Origin of the sequence: Frankia torreyi, assembly GCF_000948395.1 — a bacterium.
Lineage (GTDB): Bacteria > Actinomycetota > Actinomycetes > Frankiales > Frankiaceae > Frankia > Frankia torreyi.
On the sequence record NZ_JYFN01000092.1, the window covers coordinates 1 to 19,867 of the forward strand.

Genomic DNA, 19,867 nt, shown 5'->3' on the forward strand with positions numbered 1-19,867 from the left:
AACCGACTCCCGTCCACCACCCGCGCGATCACCTCCCGCACGTCATACGGCGTCCGCGAATCCGTCGGCACCGCCGCGTACAGGCCGGCCGGGTCCACGGCGGGCTCCTCGGCGGGCTCGACCGCCCACGGCCGGGGCGCGCGCGGCGCCAGGTTCGCCACGATCGACCGGACTATCCGCAGGGCATGCGCGTCGTCCTCGGCCAGGTGGTCCGTCACCCCCGAGGTGCGCGCATGCAGCAGGCCACCGCCGAGCTCCTCGGCCGTCACCACCTCCCCGGTCGCGGCCTTCACCAGCGGCGGGCCACCCAGGAAGATCGTCCCCTGGTCGCGGACGATGACCGCCTCGTCCGCCATCGCCGGGACGTAGGCGCCGCCGGCCGTGCAGGAACCCAGCACCGCGGCGATCTGGGCGATGCCGAGCGACGACATCCGCGCCTGGTTGAAGAAGATGCGCCCGAAATGCTCCCGGTCCGGAAACACCTGATCCTGCAGGGGCAGGAAGGCGCCGCCCGAGTCCACCAGATAGACGCAGGGCAGCCGGTTGTGCAGCGCGACCTCCTGGGCGCGCAGGTGCTTCTTCACCGTCAGCGGGTAATAGGTGCCGCCCTTCACGGTGGCGTCATTGGCGACGACCACGCATTCCCGGCCGGCAATCCGCCCGATCCCCGTGATGATGCCCGCCCCCGGCACCGGATCGTCGTACAGCCCGTTCGCGGCGAGCGGGGACAGCTCCAGGAAGGGACTGCCGCGGTCGAGCAACGCGTCGACACGGTCCCGGGGCAGCAGCTTGCCGCGGGCGACATGCCGCGCCCGGGCCTGCTCCGAACCGCCGACGGCCGCGACCGCCAGCCGCTCCTGCAGATCGGTCACGGCGTGCCAGTGCCCCTCGGCGTTGCGCCGGGCCTGCTCGCCGGTGGCATCCACCCGGCTGGCCAGGACCGGCATCGCCGAGGCGCGGCGCACCTCGGCGGACCGCTGCCCGGCGATGGATCCGGTTCGCACCGCCGTCACAATCACTCCCCACAAAGCTGAACACAAGGTTGCCAAACGCGACGTTTCCCCAGGTCGGCGCGTTCCCACCCGAGACGTCCGAGACGCACCGAGAACGCGGCCGCAGCATACGGACACGCCGGCTGCGCAATCGGACCAGCCGATAACGGTCTACCCGCTATCGAGCCGAAATGCACCGGTTGACCCCACTGCGGCTTACCTTAGCGGTGATAGCCGGATTCGGCGGTCCCTCGGTGCGATCCGGCCTGTCGCGTGCCGCGATCTGCGGCGCCCACCGTGAAGGACGCTCGCCGGCACACTAACGTTGCCTGCCGTGGCCGCGCTGTTCCTCCAAGCGTCGGGGCCTCCAAGCGTCGGGGCCTCCAGGCGTCGGGGCCTCCAGGCGTCGGGGCCGGCGCCGGTGCCGGCCGGGGGAACCGAGCCGGCCACGGAACCGGGCCGCCCGGGCGTTCCCGGGCGGCCCTCGCCTCACAGATACAGGCCGTGGCGGGTGTCGCCGCCGGTCGGGCGGGGCAGACCGCGGCCGTCGCGCAGGGCGAACAGCTCCGCGAGCGTCATCGTCGAGCCGACCCCGTCGGTCGAGCCGAGCCAGGACACGGCTTCGGCGTGGGGCAGGGCGCCCACCTCGATCTGGGCCAGGCACCGGCCCGGCCGCACGACGGCGGGATGCAGCCGGAACAGGTCCTCGTTGGTCGTCAGCGCGACGAGGACCTCCCGACCCTGGCCGACGAGCCCGTCGGTGAGGTTGAGCAGCCGGGACAGCTGCTGTCCGGCGGAACCGCGGCCGTCCCCGCGGATCAGCTCGTCGCAGTCCTCGATGACCAGCAGCCGCCAGCGGCGCACGGCGGGTTGGCCCATCCGGTCACCCTCGCCGCCGTCCCCGCCGCCGACGGCACCGCCCGCGGCGGCGTCGAAGTCGCCGGCACCGTCGGCGTCGGAGTCGCCGGCACCGTCGGAGTCGGAGTCGGAGTCGCCGGCGTCCGCGGAGTCGTTGTCGGGGTCGCCGTCGTCGTCGAAGCCGATCGCGACCTCCATCAGGTAGGCCGGGTCGGCGAACAGCGCCTCCGGATCGAGCACGCAGTCGACCTGGCACCAGGAGCGCCACTCGTTGGCCAGCGCGCGCAGCACCGTCGTCTTACCCGTCCCGGCCGGCCCGTGCAGCAGGATCAGCCGGCCGATCACGTTGTCGCGGCGAATGGCCATGAGCTTGTCGAGGGAGTCACGTGCCGCCGAGGCATAGTTGCCCCGGATCGACGACCACCTCGTCGTCGCGGTCCGCCGGCTGGTCCGGATCGGCCCACGTTGGCCGGACAGATACCAGAAACCCATGCTGACGGAGCTGTCCGAGCCGGTCTCGGCCGCGGACGAGCGCAGCACGTCCTCGAGCACACCCCGGGCGAGCTGCTCGCTGACCGCCGTCACGGTGACCTCGCCGCCGCCACCGCGCCAGCGAACGGACCGCACCGTCCAGCCCTCTCCCACGGCCAGCCGGGAGTCACGGGACTCTTCCACGACGGAGCGCAGTACCCGCGCTCCGGGCGGCAACAGGGTCGCTCCGGGGCGGAGCCGGTCCACCCGCGCACTGCGGGCCCACGGCTGTTCACCGGTCGTGAAGGGAGCGAGCGCGAGCGCGTCGACGACGTCGTAGGGGGTGTCCGAATCGTCGAGGCCGACGATGAACGGGAGCTTCATCCCCCCGCTCAGCGACTCGGAGACCGTCCAGGACTTGGGCAGCGACGCTTTCTGGCTCTGGCTGGGAACAGACACGCCTCCGATGGTCCCGGACTCGCCGCGTTTCGACCATCCCGTTACGCGATTTAGGCCGGCAGGTCACGCCGTTCGGGGCAGGTCACCTCGCCGCGGCCGCCGCCAGCAGGGCGTCCCGGACCTCCATCAGGGCGAAACCGAGCAGGTTGCGCCCGGGCCAGGCGCTCGGCCGGCCGGCCCGATCGTCGTCACGGTCGCAGCCGATCCCCCAGACGCGATCCCGCGGGCTGATGTCGGCGAGGACGAGGCCGGCGGTGCCGGCGAGGTAGGTGCGCAGGATGGCGTTCTGGGCGAACTTCGCGGAGTTCGCGGCGAGGGCGACGGCGTAGCGGTGACGGTCCCACACCGCCTCGTCGAAGCCGCGGATCCGTCGGCCGATGGCGGCCAGCGAGATCGGCGCCGGCAGCGCGAGCACCGCCTCCGCGGCGGCCTGGTCGCCGAACAGCCCGGCCTTGCGCGCCAGCACGTAATGCTGCGCGCTGGGGTAGTCGACCCCGTCGACCGCGAAGCGGGCCGGCCAGCGCAGGCTCAGGCAGCCCGCTCCCGTGCCGTCCGCGACGGCCTGACGCTGGCCCCAGAAGTACCGGAACCGAAGCGGCGCCGCCTGGTGTTCGAGACGCCGCAGGTCCTCGATGGAGCGCGGCGGACCGGAGGTCGAGAGCACACGCCGAGGTTGGCAGATCACAGCCCGCCGGATGCACCTTTCCGGGTTTTTATGCCAAATGACCACGCCTGCGGCAAAACCAGCGCAGGGACGGGGTGTTCCCACGAGAATCTCGGCGCGCCTACCCGGCGTCACGCCACGATCACTACAAGCTTCGGGCGGGAGGTGGTCGACGATGCTCGGTGGACGACTCATGCGGGGGCGGCGACGCGATGCCGCGCGAGCCGGCGGGTCCGGCCGGATCGGCGCCGCACGCGGGGACGCCGACCCACCGTCCGGGCCCGGCCCGGACTCTCCTGCCAGCCTGGACTCTCCTGCCAGCCCAAACTCTCCTGCCAGCCCAAACTCTCCTGCCGGCCCGGACGCCTCTGACGGGCCGGACGTCGCGGGACCTTACGACGCCGCCGCCCGGCCCGATGACGGCCGGCAGCGGGGGGACTTCGGCGCGCTGTTGATCCCACGCGTGACGGGTACGTGGATCCGGCTGTCGCTCGACGGGCCGGTGCCGGCGCTGGTCGCGACCGACGGTTCCTCCGCTCTGGAGCTGTCCGTGCTGGCCGCACCGCGGGGACAGGATCTGTGGGCCACGATCCGCGCGGACCTGCTCGCCGCGACGGCGCCGGACGACCCGGACGCCTGCCGGCCGGGGCCGCGCGGCCCCGAGCTGCACCTGCCGATCGACGTCGAGTCGGGTCCGGTTCCCGCCCGGATCGTCGGCGTCGACGGGCCGCGATGGTTCCTCTGCGCGGTCTTCACCGGGCCGGCGGCCACCGATCCGGCGGCGGCGCCCGCACTCGAGGAGCTGCTCGCCGCGACGGTCGTGGTGCGGGGGGACGCGCCGATGCCCGTCCGCGAGCCGATCCCGCTGGTCATGCCCGACCGGACGGGCAAGCGCATCGTCGAGGTCCCGGCCCAGCGACACGCTCCCGAGATCATGGCCCTCGGCCGGCCGCGGACACGCGCCTGATGTCCGGTCAGCGCAGCCCGATGAACTCGACGGTGGCCAGCGAGAGGCGCACGTAACGCTCGATCAGCTCGTCGGGCTGGACGGGGCCGGTATGGTCGTACCACTCCAGCGCGGCCGTGCCGGCCGCCTCGATGCTGCGCCGCGCGTCGGCCGGGAAGGGCGTGCGGAACACGCCCTCCCGCACCCCCTGCTGGATGATCTCGCCGAAAAGCTGGCTGGCGCCGCGCTCGACCACCTGCTCGCCGATCGAGAACCGCTCCCCCACCCGCCCGATCGTCCGATAACGGAGCAACAAGGCGGTCGTCTGGTAGCGAAGGTAGTAGCTCATGGTGCCGCGGACAAGAGCCGACAGTCTTTCCGCCGCCGACGGGCCCGCCGCCGCCAGAGCGCTGTTGATGACCCGGAAGAACTCGTCGACGAGCACGGAGAGAGGCACCTCCCACACGTCCCGCTCCAGTGTCCCGGCAAGGTAGTCCCGGACCGACTCCACCGGTTCCACCCCGGCGTGGGCCCCGATGTCCCGAAGGGAGATCTCGGCCAGGCCAAGATCGGCGAAGAGATCGGTGGCCGCCCGATAGAGTTCCGCCCTGCGCTGCTGGAGCGCGGCACGCGCGGCGACCCGGTCCACACCCCCGAGCGTATCCCGGAACCGGCCGCGCGACACCCCAGGATGGCCACATCAACGGCATTTCCAACGAGTTCGGGTGAACCTCTCCGAATCAGGCTGGAATCAGCGTTTCCGCGGCCGATCAGGTCAGCACCGATGGTAGGAGCTGGGCCCACACCGACTCGCCGAGAACCGGACCTTCGGCCATCACGCCATTCAGGGAGCGTTCGGCGGCTATCGTCGTCGAGGTCCGGCGGGCACCTCGAGGCGACGTCCGGGAGGCATAGCGTCAGGTTTCACCGAAAAGGCGCGCGAACGGGGATGAGAGGTCATCGGTGTCGGCTGCGCTCGCCCTGGGACTGCTGTTGCAGGGACTCGCCGTTCCTCTCCTCGTGTACCGGCGGTGGCAGCAGGCCAAAANAANNCTCGGTCTGCTTTTTGTCGGCACCGCCGCCGCCTATCACGGCGCGACCGAGATCTTCCAGGCCGTCGCGCCGGTGTACAGCGACAACCGACTTCTGACGTCCGATTCGGATATCGCCTCCTATACGGTTCTGGTCGGCGTCGCCCTTCTTTCCTTCGCCGGCGCCTATCGGGTGGCGACCCGCGGCGCACCGGACCGGGCATCCTTTCGGGCAGGCGTTCCGGATTTCTACGACTGGAGATTCCTGGTCGTCTTCGCCGTGGCCGCGGTTGCGGTGACCGCCGCCGGGCGAGCGGGGACAGCGGCTGGGACGGACCCCGGGACCGAGTCGGGCGGGCAGTACCTCGCCGGTGGATTCGCGACGCAGTTCCTCGTCGTGGGCCTCGCGCTGGCCAGCTTCGCGGTGCTGGTGCGGACGCGGGGACGCTGGCTCATCCCGGTGCTCACCGTCCAGTGCACCCTGCACACCCTCGCCGGTCAGCGGCTACCGGTGGCGATCTCCGCAGCGGTCGTGCTGTACCTGCTCGCCGTGACCGGGGTTCCCGTGCGGGGCCGGCAGCTCGCCTGGGTGGCGAGCCTGATCCTCCTGTCCTACCTCGTCATCTACGGCGCACGGGCCGACTCCGGCCGGCAGGTGTTCGGCGCCGGGGCCGGCGTCGGCGAACGAGTCACGGCGCTGGGCGGCGCACTCGCCCAACCGGAGCGGGGGATCAACCGGCACGGCATCGGCGACCTGGGGGTCCGCCTGGACGGCAACTCCTACCCGTCGATCATCCTGCACCAGCTCCGGGCCGGATCGCCACCGATTGGCCCGGTGACACTGCGCGACGACGTGATGATCGCCGTCCCGCGCTTCCTCGCCCCCGACAAGCTGAGCACCGCCCTGGAATCACGGTCGCTGAAGGTCCGCCTGTCCGGCACCTACGGCATCACCAGCGCCTTCGACCGGCTCCCCACCCAGCTCGGCGAGCTGCTGCCGGTCGGCGGTCCGGTCTGGATGGTCATTCTCGCCGGGTTGGGCGGCCTGCTCCTGGCCCGAACGGAGGGCGCGCTGTGGCGCCGGCGCCATCCGGCGGCCCTGCTGGGGCTGCTCGCCCTGGTCGCCGGCATCCTGCAGTACGAGGGCGGCCTCGTGCTGTACACGATCAGCGCCCGCGGCGCGCTCACCCTGGGCGTGGCGCTGCTGCTGTGGCAGCGGGTGGCTCGGGTCCTGCGCACCCGCCGAGCCGCGCGGGCCGGCGCCGGCGAGCCGGACGACATCGGCGAGCCAGACGACATCCGCGCGTGGGGAGACGTCGGCAGGGCGGGCCCACTCCGGCAGGGCCGCCCTACCCTGGCGAGACGGCCGGCGATCCGCAGATCCGCCGCGTCGGGGCTGCTAGCGTTGCCCGTTGTGCCGAACATCCCGCGGCAGCCCGCCGACACCGCGGGCCGCGCTCCCAGGGTCACCGTGTTCCCCGCGGCGGACGGCCACGGGGCCCGGGACGGCGAGCGCGGATGACCGTGCACTTCATCGGGGCGGGGCCGGGCGCCGCCGACCTCATCACCGTGCGCGGGCGGGACCTGATCGCCGCCTGCCCGGTCTGCCTGTACGCCGGCAGCCTCGTCCCCGCCGAGCTGCTGTCCCACTGCCCGCCCGGCGCGCGACTCGTCGACACGGCCCGGCTGACCCTCGACGCGATCACGGCCGAGCTGTGCGCCGCCGACGCCGCCGGCCAGGACGTCGCCCGCCTGCACTCGGGCGACCCGTCCCTCTACAGCGCCCTGGCCGAGCAGATGCGGCGGCTGGACGCGGCAGGCGTCCCCTACGATGTCACCCCCGGGGTTCCCGCGTTCGCCGCCGCCGCCGCGTCGCTGCGGCGGGAGCTGACGGTTCCCGGCGTCGCCCAGAGTGTCGTGCTGACCCGCACGGCCGTGCTGTCCAGCCCGATGCCACCCGGCGAGGATCTGGCGACGCTCGGCCGGTCCCGGGCGACGCTCGTGCTGCACCTGGCCGTGCACCGCATCGAGTCGCTGGTCGAGGAGCTCGTGCCCAGCTACGGCCCGGACTGTCCGGCGGCCGTGGTCGCGTGGGCCAGCCGGTCCGACGAGGTGGTGCTGCGCGGCACGCTCGCCGACATCGCCGCGCAGTCCCGGGCCGCCGGCCTCACGAAGACCGCTGTCATCATCGTCGGTCGGGCACTGGCCGCCGCGGGCTTCCGCGACAGCTTCCTCTACTCGCCGCAGCGCTTCGCCCCCGACGGCTGCCAGCCGGCGCCCGCCACGGGCTGGTCCTCGGTGCCCGGCGAGCTGGACCCGGCCGATCCACGGTGAACGGCACCGACCCCGCGGGATCCGTGCCGCCCGGGGAGGCCGGGGAGGCCGCCGGTGGCCCCACGGCGGCACCATCGACGCGCCCGGCACTATCCGCGCGCCCGGCACCCCCGGTGCCGCTGCGGGTGCTGCTGCTGGGGGGCACCGGCGAGGCCCGCCGGCTGGCCCTCGCCCTAACCGAGGCCGGTGGTTTCGACGTCGCCTACTCGCTGGCCGGGCGGGTGCGGGAGCCGCGGGTGCCGCCGTCCTGCCGGGTCCGCATCGGCGGGTTCGGCGGACCGGCCGGCCTCGCCGAGCAGCTGCGCTCCGAACGGATCGACGCCGTGGTCGACGCGACCCACCCGTTCGCCGCCCGGATGAGCGCCTCCGCCGCGACGGCCGCCGCGGCCACCGGCGTGCCGCTGCTGGTCCTGCGCCGCCCCGGCTGGACTGCCCAGCCCGGCGACGACTGGCGCCGGGTGCCGTCCCTGCCTACTCTGACGGACCTGATCGACCGGTTCGTCCCGCCCCGGCGCGGCACGGCGACCGATCCCTGCCCGCGGGTGTTCCTGACCACCGGTCGCAGCGACCTCGCGCTGTTCGCCGGGCTGCACCGCCCCTGGTTCCTGGCCCGCTGCGTCGAGGCCCCCACCGGCGCGCTGCCGCCGCGGCTCGAGGTGATTCTCGACCGGGGCCCGTTCGACGTGGCCGGGGAGACGGCGCTGCTGCGCCGATACGCCATCGACGTTCTCGTCACCAAGGACAGCGGCGGCGCGATGACCGCCGCCAAGCTCACCGCCGCCCGCGCCCTCGGCCTGCCCGTCATCATGGTGGACCGCCCGCCCCCGCCGGCCGGATTCCCGGTCGTGTCCGACATCGCCCCCGCAACACACTGGCTGACCGCCCTCGCCACCTGTCGCAACGCGGCTGCGGGCGCTAGCTCTGGTGCCGTAACGGCGTAGGTATTTTCTGTGCCGTAGCGGCGTAGGTATTTTCTGTGCCGTAGCGGCGTAGATCGGTACTTGAATGGGATTCGTCGCGGGCCGGGTTTCGTCCCAGCCGCGGGGCCGGTTCCGCGGAACCGGCCGAGCGTGGGGTCCGGGGTCGGGCTCGGCCGGAAACACCATGATTGCCAGAGCCAGAGCCAGAGCCAGAGTCGGAGTCGGGCCGGGGCCGGTTCCGCGGAACCCCACGAGTACCGGTGTCGGTGTCGGGATCGGGGTGTGGGGTGGGGTCGCGGGGTGGGGCCGGTTCCGCGGAACCCTACGAGCGTCGGATGTGGCATTCAAATCGCGGAATGTCATGCCCACCGGTGCCGGTGCCGGTTTGGAGTGGTGTTGTGTTCGGGTGGTGTGTGGTTGGGGTCGGGTGGTGTGTGGGTGGGGTCGGAAAAGTGTCGGTGGTGGGTGGGAGTGTGTCGGTGTCCGATGGTCCTCGACACCCCTGGCCTGGTGATCATGATGGTGGGTTCTGTAGCAACTCCGATGGCTGTATCCGCGCTGGTTGCGGACCTGGTCCCCGAGAAGGATCCGGTTTCTGGGGAAGAGGCGGTTCCCGGAGCGGATTCGGGTNCCGGGGGGGAGGCGGTTGTCGGGGAGGTGCCGGTGCGCGGGCCGGTTGCGGGCTGGGAGGGGGATCTGTTCGGGGGGATGTGGAGGGGGGTTCGGTGGCGGAGTTGGAGGTGTCGATCTGCCGGTGGGCGGGGCGGNTCGCGGCGGCGACGTGTGGCTGGTTGATGTTGCTGGCAGCGTTTGATCGGCGGGAGGGCTGGTCGGGGGTGGGGATGCGGTCGTGTGCGCACTGGTTGTCGTGGCGGTGCGGGATCGGGTCGCGGACGGCCCGGCAGTATCTGGCGGTCGCGCATGCGTTGGAGGGGCTTCCGGCGATCCGGGCGGCGTTCGCGGCGGGAACGTTGTCGTATGCGAAGGTGCGTGCGGTCAGCCGGGTNGCGCAGGCCTCGACCGAGCAGGTGTGGTTGACCCATGCCCGGTACTGCACGGCGGGGCAGTTGGAACGGGTGGTCCGTGCCTATCGGGGGGTGAGTGGTGATCGGTCCGCGCGGCGGGCGGCGCGGAAGGTGGGGTGGCGGTACGACGACGAGGGGATGTTGCATCTCACCGCGGTTCTGCCTGCCGAGGACGGGGTCCGGCTGCTCGCGGCGTTGGACGCCGCCCATGCCAGCCTGCACCGCACCACACCCCCCACCCCACCCGCCCAGCCCGCCCAGCCCGGCCAGCCCGGCCAGCCTGGCGAGGTGAGCGGGTCGGGTGAGGCCGAGGGGGAGGGGCCGCCGGCGGAGGGGGAGTCCGTGGCCGCGCCGCGGGACCGCCGGGGGGACGCCGACGCGTTGATGGCTCTGGCCGACGGTTCCTCGACCGGCCCGCACCCGGCCTGATGACCCCGACCCACACCCTCACCCTCGACACCGCCGCCCTCCCGGCCACCAGCCCCACCCCGGCCACCAGCACCGCGGTGAGGCGCCCCGAGAATTCCGGGCAGTCGATCTAATAGACTGTACACGGAATGGAGTGTGTGCCACATGGCTGAACGTCGCAGGAAATTCTCCCCGGAGTTCCGCGAAGAGGCAGTGAAATCGGTGATCGAGACGTCACGTCCGATCGCCACGGTCGCCCGCGAACTCGGAATACTGGAAGGCACTCTCGGTGTCTGGGTAGCGGCCTACCGGAAGGAGCATGCCGGAGACGAGCCGCCGCTCACGGTTCCGGAACGGGCACGGCTGCGGGAACTTGAGAAGGAAAACCGGGAACTACGCCTCAAGGCGGAATTCTTGGGAAAAGCGGCTTCCTTCTTCGCCCAGGAATATCGGTAAGCTCGAAATACGAGTTCATCGACGTGGAGAAGGACACCCGCACACCGGCGGGCGCCCGAAAATATCGGATCGACGCGATGTGTCGCTGGCTCGAGGTATCCAGGTCGGGATACTACGAATGGCGAGGGAGACCGGCGTCGGCGACCAGCCGGCGCCGGGCCCACCTCACCCGGATGATCATAGCTGTGTTCGAGGGCTCCGACGGAACCTACGGACACCGCCGTGTCCACGCCCACCTCGCCCGCCAGGGCGAGACCTGCGGCGTCGAACTCGTGCGATCTCTGATGCGCCAGGCGGACCTGGTCGCCTACCAGCCCCGGCCCTGGCGGCAGTCCCTCACCGACGCCGGCCTCACCGGCCCGATCCCGGACCTGGTCAACCGTGACTTCACCGCCTCCGCCCCCCGGCGTGAAAATGGTCGGTGACATCAGCTACATTCCGACCTGGGAAGGATGGCTGTACCTCGCCACGGTCATCGACTGCCACACCAAAGCAATCATCGGTTATGCCATGGATGACCACTACAGAACCCCGCTGATTTCCGCGGCGATCATCAATGCGGCCCGCACCATCCCGCTCACCCCAGGCGCGATCTTCCACACCGATCGAGGGAGTAACTACCAATGCCACTAAGATAAGGACCGGCACCGACAAGATCAACTAACGCTTGATCGTTTCGTTGCTGTTTTTGGGTGAGCGAGCGGTTGCATGGCATTCTTCCGCGAGGGATCGCCGCGATATAATGGCGCGTGGATTCAGGTGAGGAGCCGTCACTGGCGGGACGTCTTACGGACCACATCTCTGTGGGTGTGCTCGCGCGAGTTATCCCACGAGATGCCGTGGACGAGGTCCTTACCGAGACCGGTAGGCGGGAGAAACGGGTCCGACTACTTCCTGCACACGTCGTCGTCTATTTCGTGGTCGCGCTTGCGGTTTTCCGGGACGGTTACGAGGAGGTTCTGCGCCGCCTTGTGGGCGGTCTGCGGTTCATGGCGGTCTGGCGGGATGAGTGGACGGTGCCGTCGACGAGCGCGCTCAGCCAGGCACGTGAGCGCCTCGGTGAGGAGCCGTTGAAGCTGCTGTTCGAACGGGTCGCGGTCCCACTCGCGGAGCTGGGCACGGCGGGTGCGTGGCTTCGTTCATGGCGGCTCATGGCCATCGACGGCGTCAACATCGACGTTCCGGACACCGCGGAAAACCTCACCGCGTTCGAGAAAGCGCGTGGTGGTACCCGGCGGCCTTTTCCGCAGATCAGGTCGGTAGGGCTGGTGGAATGTGGTACGCACGCGGTATTGGCGGCCACGACCGGCAGTATGCGGGACGGTGAAAGGGACCTCGCGACCGGGCTTCTCGGCTCCGTCGAGCCGGACATGCTGATTACCGCCGACCGAGGGTTCTTCAGCTTCGAGCTGTGGGCGGAGTTCATGGTGACAGGGGCCGCACTGCTCTGGCGGGTCTCCGCCCACATGAAACTTCCCGCCGAGTCGCTGCTTCCCGACGGCTCCTACCTGTCCACCATCAAGTCGAAGAAGAACCGGGGAAGCTCCTGGCGGATGCCGCTGGCAGCGGTCGCCGACCCCAGGGACGCCAGCCACATACCGGTCCGGGTCATCGAATACACCGTCGACACCGGCGACGGCGGATCGTCCGAGACGTTCCGCCTGGTCACCACGATCCTCGACCCCGCCGAGGCCACCGCCCTCGAGCTCGCCGCGACCTACCAGCAGCGTTGGGAGTACGAGCTGTCCCTCAAGGAGATCGAGACACAACTGCTCGCACCCGGCGCAGGGCTGCGCTCGAAGTCCCCGGCCATGGTCCGCCAGGAATTCTGGGGGCTCCTCCTCGCCCACTACGCGATCCGCGCACTCATGGTCGAGGCCGCGGACAGCGGCGGAATCGACCCGGACCGGCTTTCCTTCCAAAGGACCCTGAACATCGTCCGCCGCCAGGTCACAGACCAGGCGGCCTTTTCCCCCCTCGACACTCGCCAAGGCGGCCGCGAGGACGATCGCAGAAATTCTTGAAAGGATCACGCGTGAACGCAGACCGCGACGCTACCCCCGCGTAAGCAAGCGAGGAAACCGGCACACGTTCCCGACCAAGCTGACGCCGGGAGGAGGCGTGATCTTTGTTCCGAAACTTGCGATCAAGATTCCGATCTTATCTTAGTGGCATTGGAGTAACTACACCTCGGAGGAGTTCGCGAGGACCCTTGTCACGCTCGGCCTCCGGCACTCGGTCGGACGGACCGGAATATGTTACGATAACGCAATGGCGGAGTCGTTTTTCGCCGCCCTGAAGAACGAACGTGTCCACCGCACCTCCTACCCCACTCGCGAACACGCGCGCCGAGACATCACCCGGTACATCGAGTTCCACTATAACACCCGCCGACTCCACTCCGGGCTCGGCTACAGAACACCGCAAGAAGTCCACAACGAATTCCTGAACCGCAATGATGCGGCCTAAAACCGACTGATAGAATGTGTCCGGAAAACGCGGGGCCGATCAACACCAACGGCCCCGCGGAACCAGGCCACCCCACTTCAAAGAAAATCAGTAGCTCCGGCGATGCCGGGCGGCGGCGGAGGCTCCGGTTCCGCGGATCCACCGGTGCTGCGGCACCCGGGGCGGCGTGCCCGGTCCGGCCGCGCGTAGCTGACGGATGAACGGCGCGACGAGCAGCGCCCCGACTATGAAGCCGACGACGTGCGCACCATAGGCGACCGCGCCCCCGTCGGCGACGCCGAATCCCGTGAAGTACACGTACTGCAGCGCGAACCAGAAACCGAGGACGATCCAGGCCGGCAACCAGAACGGCAGAAAGAACAGCACCGATACCAGGCCGATGACACGAGCTCTGGGGAACAGGACGAGATAGGCGCCAAGCACCCCGGCGACGGCACCTGAGGCGCCGATCAGGGTGCTCGACGACCCGCTTTCGAACAGTGCGAAGCCGTAGGTCGCGGCGTACCCGCAGACCAGGTAGAACAGCAGGTAGAACAGCCTACCCATGCGATCTTCGATGTTGTTGCCGAAGACTCCGAGAAACAGCATGTTACCGATGAGGTGAAGCCAGCTTCCATGCAGGAACATTGCGGTCAGTACCGAGAGAACCGGAATCTTGTCGAAGCTCGGCGGCGTCTGCACGATGCATCCGGGGTTGCCGGCGGCGTCGACGCCGATGTGGCCGGAGTAGGCGGCGGAGAGCTGGGCGTTGTGCACCAGCTCCCGGGGTATCGCGCCCCACTCCTGGAAGAACCGTTGCTGCTCGCAGACGTTCTGTGGGGTCGAGGTCCCGATTCCGGCGACCGAGCTCACCACAGGCTCGAAGAAGATGAAGATCACTACGTTCGCGGCGATCAGCAGCCAGGTGACGATCGGCCGCCGGCTCAGCGGGTTGATGTCGTGAATCGGGATGACCACGCCGCCCATCCTGCCCGGTGCGCCGGGTGGCGTCGCCGTCGGGCACGGCTGGTGGACGTCGCGGCTGGTGGGGGGCCGGTAGGCCCGGCGGTTGGGGCCCGGTGTGGCGTGACGTGCGTCGCGCACGCATCGCCCGGGAAGGCCGCCCGCGTCGCCGATGCACCAGAGTAGGAGGGGTGAAGCCCTCCTCCGATCTCGTGGCCCGGGACCGCCGGGCCGTCTGGCACCCCTACGCCGCGGCGTCGCACACCGGGCCGCTGTTCGCCGTGTCGTCCGCCGCGGGGGTGCGCCTCACGCTGACCGACGGCCGCGAGCTGATCGACGGGATGTCGTCGTGGTGGGCGGCCATCCACGGTTACCGGCACCCCGTGCTCGACGAGGCCGTGCGCACCCAGCTCGGGTCGATGTCGCACGTGATGTTCGGCGGCCTGACCCACGAGCCGGCGGTGCGCCTCGCCGAGACGCTGGTGGCGATCACCCCCGAGCCGCTGCGCCGGGTGTTCCTCTGCGACTCGGGATCCGTCGCCGTCGAGGTGGCCATCAAGATGGCTTTGCAGTACTGGACCGGCCGGGGTCGGCCCGAGCGGACCCGGCTGCTGACCATCCGTCGTGGCTACCACGGCGACACCTCCGGCGCGATGTCCGTCTGCGACCCGGACGCCGGGATGCACCACCTGTTCAGCCAGCTCCTGCCGCGCCACCTGTTCGCCCCGGCGCCGAGGCGCGCCTACGACGAGCCGTGCGAGGACGCCGACGTTGCCGAGTTCGAGCGGCTGCTCGCCCGGCACGCCCACGAGCTCGCCGCGGTCATCCTCGAACCGGTGGTGCAGGGCACCGGGGCCATGCGTTTCTACGCACCCGGCTGGCTCGCCCGGGTGCGTGAACTGTGCGATCACCATGGGGTGCTGCTCATCGCCGACGAGATCGCCGTGGGCTTCGGCCGGTCGGGGGAGCTGTTCGGCTGCGACCACGCCGGGATCAGCCCCGACATCATGTGTCTGGGCAAGGCGCTGACCGGCGGTTACATGTCGATGGCCGCAACGCTGTGCACCGACGAGGTAGCCGCCGGCGTGTCCGACTCGCCCGCCGGGGCGTTCATGCACGGCCCGACGTTCATGGGCAACCCGCTGGCGAGCGCCGTCGCGAACGCCAGCGTCGAGCTGCTGCTGTCCTCGCCGTGGCGGGCGCGGGTCACCGAGATCTCCGCGGGGCTCACCGCGGGCCTCGCCCCGGCGGCAGAGCTGGCGGGAGTGGCCGACGTGCGGGTGCTCGGCGCCATCGGCGTGATCGAGACGCGGGAACCGGTCGATATGGCGGTGATCCAGCCGTTGCTGGTGGAGCTCGGCGTCTGGGTGCGGCCCTTCGGCCGGCTGGTCTACACGATGCCGCCGTTCATCACGTCGCCGGCGGACGTTGCCACCCTGACCGGTGCGATGGTCGAGGCGGTCGCCCGCACCACCTGAGGAACTGGTCCTCGGCTGGTCCGCGGCTCGGCCGACTCTGGTCCCAGACGCGGAGCCATGCCGTTTCCCGGGCGTGTCGTGTGTGGTCTCTCCGCGGGCGTCGTGGCGTGGACGACGGCCGGTGGGCCACGGCGCGGGCCCTTTCGTCGCCCCATTCGTCGTCGCAGGTCAGATGCCATTTCCGGAACGAGTTCGGGGCCCGTCGCGGCGGGAGAATGCGGCCGGCCGCCGCCGCGGAGCAGTTAGCCGCGCCATTGCGACGGTTGCGAATGACGCGAACGTCTTCGTACTCTTCGTTCTCAACGATTCACTGTGAGTAGCAACGACGAGGTTGGATTCACCGGGCGGTTCCGGCCGACCACGGCCGCGGACGAGAACGAGGAAGGCCATCCGCCAATGCCGTTACGCCTACGACTGCCACGTCGCCCGAGTTGCGTACTGCTGGGCGGCGCCCGCCGGGTGTGGCGACGGCTGCGGGTGCGCACCCCGCGGGCGCAGCCCCGCCCCTCTGCCGCCTGTCCGCCGGCGCTGCGCATGGCCGGCCTTGACCTTCCCGGCGCTGACCTTCCCGGCGCTGACCTTCTCGGCGCTGGCCTTCCCGGCGCTGAGGTCGGCGGCTCCCGGAGCGGGAGCGCTGGGAACGGCGGCCCGCGAACCGACCGGAGCCGCCGGTGGCGGGTCGGTGGGGACCGACCGCCCCGGCCAGGTCGGGTGCTACCGCAGCTGGTCGGGCGGGGCTGGATGCTGTGGCGCGCACCGCGGACGGTCGTGCGCCGGGTCGTGGGGGTCACGCTGTGCTGGGCCACGCTGGTCGGCGTCGCGATCGCCGGGCTGCGGCCACGCTGGGTCGACGTGCTCGCGTTCGCCGCGTTCGTCGCCCTCGGGGGGTTCGCGGTGGTCGTGGCCGGGCGGCTGGGGGCCGACCTCACCGTCTCCCCGGCCGCCCGGCATGACCTGCTCGCCACCTGGACGGTGGCCGTCGCCGTGCTGCTGCCGCCGTTCTACCCGACGGTGATCGGCCTGCCGCTGTGCTGGCTGGCCGGCCGCGCCGACCCGATCCGCCCGCCGCACCTACGGATGTTCCATGCCGCGGCGCTGGGCATCGCCGGCTTCTGCGCGTCCAGCGTGCACCTGCTGCTCAGCCCGACCAGGGGACCGTTCACCGTCGAGGGCCTGGTCGGCTCGGGCTCCGCGGCGCTGGCGTTCCTGTCCGCCGTGGCCGTGTACCCGCTGGTCGCCGGTCTGCCCGGGGTCGGGATGGCCCGATCGGGCCGGGGCGACGGCCTCGATGCGTGGCTCGGGGGAGCGCCGTCCGGCGCCGACGTCCATCGCCCGGCCGGGCGCCCCGCGCGGGCGCCGCGGCGCGCCCGCCGCGAGCTCGTGCCGGCGCGGGCCGCCGAGATCTGCTCGTCGATCGTGGTGGCGGTGCTGTGGGCGGCGAGCCCGTTCCTCATGCTGGCCGTGACCCCGCCGGTACTGCTGCTGCAACGCAGCCTGCTGCACGCCGACCTGCTGCTCGCCGCCCGCTCGGACGCGAAGACGCGGCTCGCCAACGCCGCCTACTGGCACCAGGTCGCCGAGCGCGAGATCGGCCGAGCGGCCCGCACCGGCCGGCCGCTGTCGGTGCTGCTCGTCGACATCGACCACTTCAAGCGGGTCAACGACCGCTTCGGCCACCTCATCGGGGACGTCATCCTGCTCGCCGTCGCGGACACGCTGCGGGCCACGGCCCGGCCGCGGGACCTCGTCGGCCGCTTCGGCGGCGAGGAGTTCGTCATCCTGCTCACCGAGGCGGGACGAGAGCACGCCCTCGACATCGCCGAGCGGATCCGCCGCCAGGTCGCCGGCACCCGCTGCCGGCTCGACGGCCGACCTCCGCTGTCGGTCACCGTGTCCGTGGGCGTCGCGACCCAGGACGGGCCGCCCGGCGACCTGTCCGCGCTCATCGCGCGCGCCGACACCGCCTTGTACCGGGCGAAGGCCGACGGCCGCAACCGGGTCCGCCTCGCCGACCCGCTGTGCGCCCCGGCCTAGCTGTGCGTCCCGGCCTGGCTGTGTGCCCCGGCGCGCGGCGTCAGTCGGCGCGGGCGGCTCGGATCGTGTTGCGCAGCAGCAGCATGGTGGTCACCGGGCCGACTCCGCCCGGCACGGGGGTGAGGGCACCGGCGACCGAGGCGATGGCCGCGGCGTCGACGTCGCCGACCTGGCCGGCGGCGGTGACCGCGGTGCCGACGTCGATGACCGTCGCCCCCGGCCGGACGAACCCGGCCCCGATCAGGCCCGGTACCCCCGTCGCGGACACGATGATGTCGGCCTCGTGCGCGATCGTCACCAGGTCCTTCGTGTGGGAATGGCAGACGGTGACGGTCGCGTCCTCCGCGAGCAGCAGCAGCGAGACCGGCTTGCCGACGACCGGCCCACGACCGATGACGCACACCCGAGCGCCGGCCATCGGGATGCGGGCGCGGGTGAGGATCTCCACCACCGCGGCGGCGGTCGCCGGGGCGAAGCCCGGCAGCCCCAGGGCGAGCCGACCCAGGCTCTCCGGGTTCATCCCGTCCACGTCCTTGGCGACGGGGATGTGCTCGCCGACCTCGCGGGAGCTCAGCTCCGCGGGCAGCGGTGTCTGGACGATGATCCCGTCGACCAGCGGGTCGGCGGCCAGTGCGTCGACCGTGTCGAGCAGCGCCGCGGCCCCGGCGGTGGCTTCGTGCGGCTCGCAGCGAACCCCGACCTTGCCGGCGGTCCGTTCGATGATGTGGGTGTAGGAGCGGGCGGCCGGATCCGCGTTCGGTAGGACCACGGCCAGCGTCGGCGTCTTGCCGGCAAGCATCAGCCGCTCTGCCTCGTCGATCACGTACCGGCCGATCTCGGCGGCCATGGACCGCCCGTCGAGCAACCTCATCCGGTACTCCGATCTCGTCGTCTTCGTTCGTCGGCGTCGTCAGGCCGGCCCGCGGCGCCGGTTGCTCGACCCGCCGTCCGCGGTCACCCGCGGGTGGCGCCGCGGCGGCCCACCGTGAGAATCTGGGGCGTTTCGCGCGGGCGGCTCGGGGCCACGGGCTCGCTCGTACCGTAGCAAGGCCGCGCCGGGCCGTAACCGTCACGGGGTACCCGTCACGGGTTAGGGTGCTCGTGCCCGGGACGTCCCGCCGCCGGCCTCGGGCCCGCCGCTGCGGCGGACGACGACTATCGGGGGACGACTATCGGGGTAGGTCGCGCAGGATCAGGTCGAGCCCGGCGAGGAACTGCGACTCGTTGTCCTCCCGCAGGTGCGGGGCGACGTCGGACAGGTCCGGATGGAGCTCCGCCGGCGGGCGCACCTGGGCCACCGGCCCACCGCGGGCGCCCGCCCCCTCCTTCTCCACCGCGCGGGCGAGCTGGCGGGCCTCCGACAGGGTGTGGCCGAGGGTGTAGAACAGCAGCGTCTGGTAGACGTTGGCCGCGTCCGCCGGGTCCATGCCGGCGCGGTGGAGCTGGGCGACGGCGTGGTCGGAGCGCTCCCAGTAGGCGCCGACGCCCGGCGGGCGGCGCAGCACCAGCGGGGCCAGCGTCGGGTGGGCCAGCAGCGAGCGGCGGAGTTGGCGGAAGTTCGCGCGGATGTCGGCGCGCGGATCGTCGGTCTCCGGCAGGTCCGCGACCCCGTCCCGGATGACGCTGTCGACGAGCGCGTCGAGCAGGGCGTTCTTGGTGGCGAAATGCCGGTACATCGCGGTCGGGTCGCAGTCGAGGAACCCGCCGAGAGCCCGCATGCTGAACGCCCCCGCGCCATTGGTGTCGACGACCTCCATCGCCGCCGCCATCAGCACCTCGCGCGACAACGTCCCCCGTGGCGTCCGCCGCGACCGCCGCGACCGTCCCCGCCGGCCCGCGTCCGCATCGGACGGATCGGCTGTGATCGCGCGCTCGCCGTCCGGAGGTGAGGTGTTCGCCGGGACGGCCTCGGCCGCCTCGTCGGCGGCAGCAGGGTCCGTCGGACCCGACCTGTCGTCGGGGTCCGCCCCACTCGTTGGATTTTCCTCGGTGTCGTCGATGCCGTCATGATAATCAACGATGTTGACGTCATCCCGCGACGCGCCCAGGAGGCGGCAGCGGCAGCGGGGCGTCGGGCAGGAGCCGGTGGATGGCCGGGACATAGCGGTCAAGATCGCCTGGTTCGAAGCGGACGTTCTTGATGATCCACCAGAATGCGCCGTCAGGTTCACCCACCAGTTTGTAGGCGTCGCCGGCCAGCAGGACGGCCCATCCCGCCGGCATGGGAATCAGGGACGCGATGGCGTTCCCGGTAGCGGCGTCCCACAGCCGGGCGGTGCGATCCGCGGCGGCGGTGGCCAGCAGGGTGCCGTCGGGGGAGAAGGCGACCGAGCGGACCGGGCGGTCGTGGCCGGCCAGGGTGCGCAGCGGGTGGCCGGTG

Annotated in this window: 16 protein-coding genes and 4 pseudogenes; 12 read left to right on the top strand and 8 right to left on the bottom strand. The window is 71.4% G+C overall.

Features of this window, described 5'->3' with window-relative positions:
• The 3 genes from FF36_RS29490 to FF36_RS29500 form a co-directional block, all read right to left on the bottom strand.
• On the bottom strand, window positions 1-1,013 hold a 1,013-nt coding region (locus FF36_RS29490), incomplete at its 3' end, for a carboxyl transferase domain-containing protein (RefSeq protein WP_277912999.1).
• Between the two features lie 468 nt (window positions 1,014-1,481).
• Window positions 1,482-2,780, bottom strand: coding sequence for a DUF5925 domain-containing protein (locus FF36_RS29495; protein ID WP_044888486.1), 1,299 nt, complete (start codon window positions 2,778-2,780; stop codon window positions 1,482-1,484).
• A gap of 82 nt (window positions 2,781-2,862) precedes the next feature.
• Window positions 2,863-3,465 (bottom strand): NADAR family protein, encoded by a 603-nt coding sequence (locus FF36_RS29500; RefSeq protein ID WP_242422980.1) that lies wholly within the window; start codon window positions 3,463-3,465, stop codon window positions 2,863-2,865.
• Window positions 3,466-3,637: 172 nt separating this feature from the next.
• On the opposite strand from FF36_RS29500, the gene FF36_RS29505 reads away from it, so the two are divergent.
• Window positions 3,638-4,411 carry a DUF3710 domain-containing protein gene (locus FF36_RS29505; protein WP_242422981.1) on the top strand — a complete coding sequence of 258 codons (774 nt, stop codon included), beginning with the start codon at window positions 3,638-3,640 and terminating at the stop codon, window positions 4,409-4,411.
• A gap of 7 nt (window positions 4,412-4,418) precedes the next feature.
• Here the strand turns inward: FF36_RS29505 and FF36_RS29510 are convergent, their stop codons facing one another.
• On the bottom strand, window positions 4,419-5,039 hold the full coding sequence (locus FF36_RS29510; protein WP_044888489.1) for a TetR-type transcription factor C-terminal domain-containing protein: 621 nt from the start codon (window positions 5,037-5,039) through the stop codon (window positions 4,419-4,421).
• 1,900 nt (window positions 5,040-6,939) lie between these two features.
• Here FF36_RS29510 and cobM point away from each other — a divergent pair.
• The 9 genes and pseudogenes from cobM to FF36_RS29545 form a co-directional block, all read left to right on the top strand.
• On the top strand, window positions 6,940-7,755 hold the full coding sequence (gene cobM / locus FF36_RS29520) for a precorrin-4 C(11)-methyltransferase (protein ID WP_044888490.1): 816 nt from the start codon (window positions 6,940-6,942) through the stop codon (window positions 7,753-7,755).
• Window positions 7,756-7,880: 125 nt separating this feature from the next.
• A complete protein-coding gene (locus FF36_RS29525) occupies window positions 7,881-8,696 on the top strand; it encodes a cobalt-precorrin-6A reductase (RefSeq protein WP_082122341.1) in 816 nt (271 codons plus the stop codon).
• Window positions 8,697-9,443: 747 nt separating this feature from the next.
• Window positions 9,444-9,681: pseudogene (locus FF36_RS39510) on the top strand (DUF222 domain-containing protein); the annotation flags it as partial.
• Between the two features lies 1 nt (window position 9,682).
• Window positions 9,683-10,191 (top strand): annotated as a pseudogene (locus FF36_RS39515) (HNH endonuclease signature motif containing protein); the annotation flags it as partial.
• Window positions 10,192-10,273: 82 nt separating this feature from the next.
• Window positions 10,274-10,564: a transposase gene (locus FF36_RS33605; RefSeq protein WP_082122338.1), complete on the top strand. Its 291-nt coding sequence runs from the start codon at window positions 10,274-10,276 to the stop codon at window positions 10,562-10,564.
• A 173-nt stretch (window positions 10,565-10,737) separates the two neighbouring features.
• Window positions 10,738-10,989, top strand: a complete 252-nt coding sequence (locus tag FF36_RS33610; protein ID WP_255354250.1) for an IS3 family transposase — start codon at window positions 10,738-10,740, stop codon at window positions 10,987-10,989.
• A pseudogene (locus FF36_RS31900) lies at window positions 10,967-11,197 on the top strand (DDE-type integrase/transposase/recombinase); the annotation flags it as partial. The gene FF36_RS33610 and the pseudogene FF36_RS31900, both read left to right, overlap by 23 nt.
• Window positions 11,198-11,313: 116 nt before the next feature.
• Window positions 11,314-12,588, top strand: a complete 1,275-nt coding sequence (locus FF36_RS29540) for an IS4 family transposase (protein ID WP_044888491.1) — start codon at window positions 11,314-11,316, stop codon at window positions 12,586-12,588.
• Between the two features lie 211 nt (window positions 12,589-12,799).
• Window positions 12,800-13,033, top strand: a pseudogene (locus FF36_RS29545) (integrase core domain-containing protein); the annotation flags it as partial.
• Window positions 13,034-13,120: 87 nt separating this feature from the next.
• Here FF36_RS29545 and FF36_RS29550 read toward each other — a convergent pair.
• The gene (locus FF36_RS29550) at window positions 13,121-13,990 is read right to left on the bottom strand and encodes a rhomboid family intramembrane serine protease (RefSeq protein WP_044888499.1); all 870 of its coding nucleotides are present in this window, start codon (window positions 13,988-13,990) and stop codon (window positions 13,121-13,123) included.
• Window positions 13,991-14,166: 176 nt separating this feature from the next.
• On the opposite strand from FF36_RS29550, the gene bioA reads away from it, so the two are divergent.
• Window positions 14,167-15,453, top strand: coding sequence for an adenosylmethionine--8-amino-7-oxononanoate transaminase (gene bioA, locus FF36_RS29555; protein ID WP_044888493.1), 1,287 nt, complete (start codon window positions 14,167-14,169; stop codon window positions 15,451-15,453).
• A gap of 711 nt (window positions 15,454-16,164) precedes the next feature.
• Entirely contained in the window at window positions 16,165-17,487 is a 1,323-nt protein-coding gene (locus FF36_RS29560; protein ID WP_236706626.1) for a GGDEF domain-containing protein, read from the top strand.
• Between the two features lie 40 nt (window positions 17,488-17,527).
• Here FF36_RS29560 and FF36_RS29565 read toward each other — a convergent pair whose 3' ends face one another.
• The 3 genes from FF36_RS29565 to FF36_RS39520 form a co-directional block, all read right to left on the bottom strand.
• Window positions 17,528-18,358, bottom strand: a complete 831-nt coding sequence (locus FF36_RS29565) for a bifunctional 5,10-methylenetetrahydrofolate dehydrogenase/5,10-methenyltetrahydrofolate cyclohydrolase (RefSeq protein ID WP_044888494.1) — start codon at window positions 18,356-18,358, stop codon at window positions 17,528-17,530.
• Between the two features lie 298 nt (window positions 18,359-18,656).
• The gene (locus FF36_RS29570; RefSeq protein ID WP_052681601.1) at window positions 18,657-19,256 is read right to left on the bottom strand and encodes a TetR/AcrR family transcriptional regulator; all 600 of its coding nucleotides are present in this window, start codon (window positions 19,254-19,256) and stop codon (window positions 18,657-18,659) included.
• Window positions 19,257-19,515: 259 nt separating this feature from the next.
• The coding region (locus FF36_RS39520; RefSeq protein ID WP_044888495.1) for a WD40 domain-containing protein at window positions 19,516-19,867 on the bottom strand (352 nt) is incomplete at its 5' end.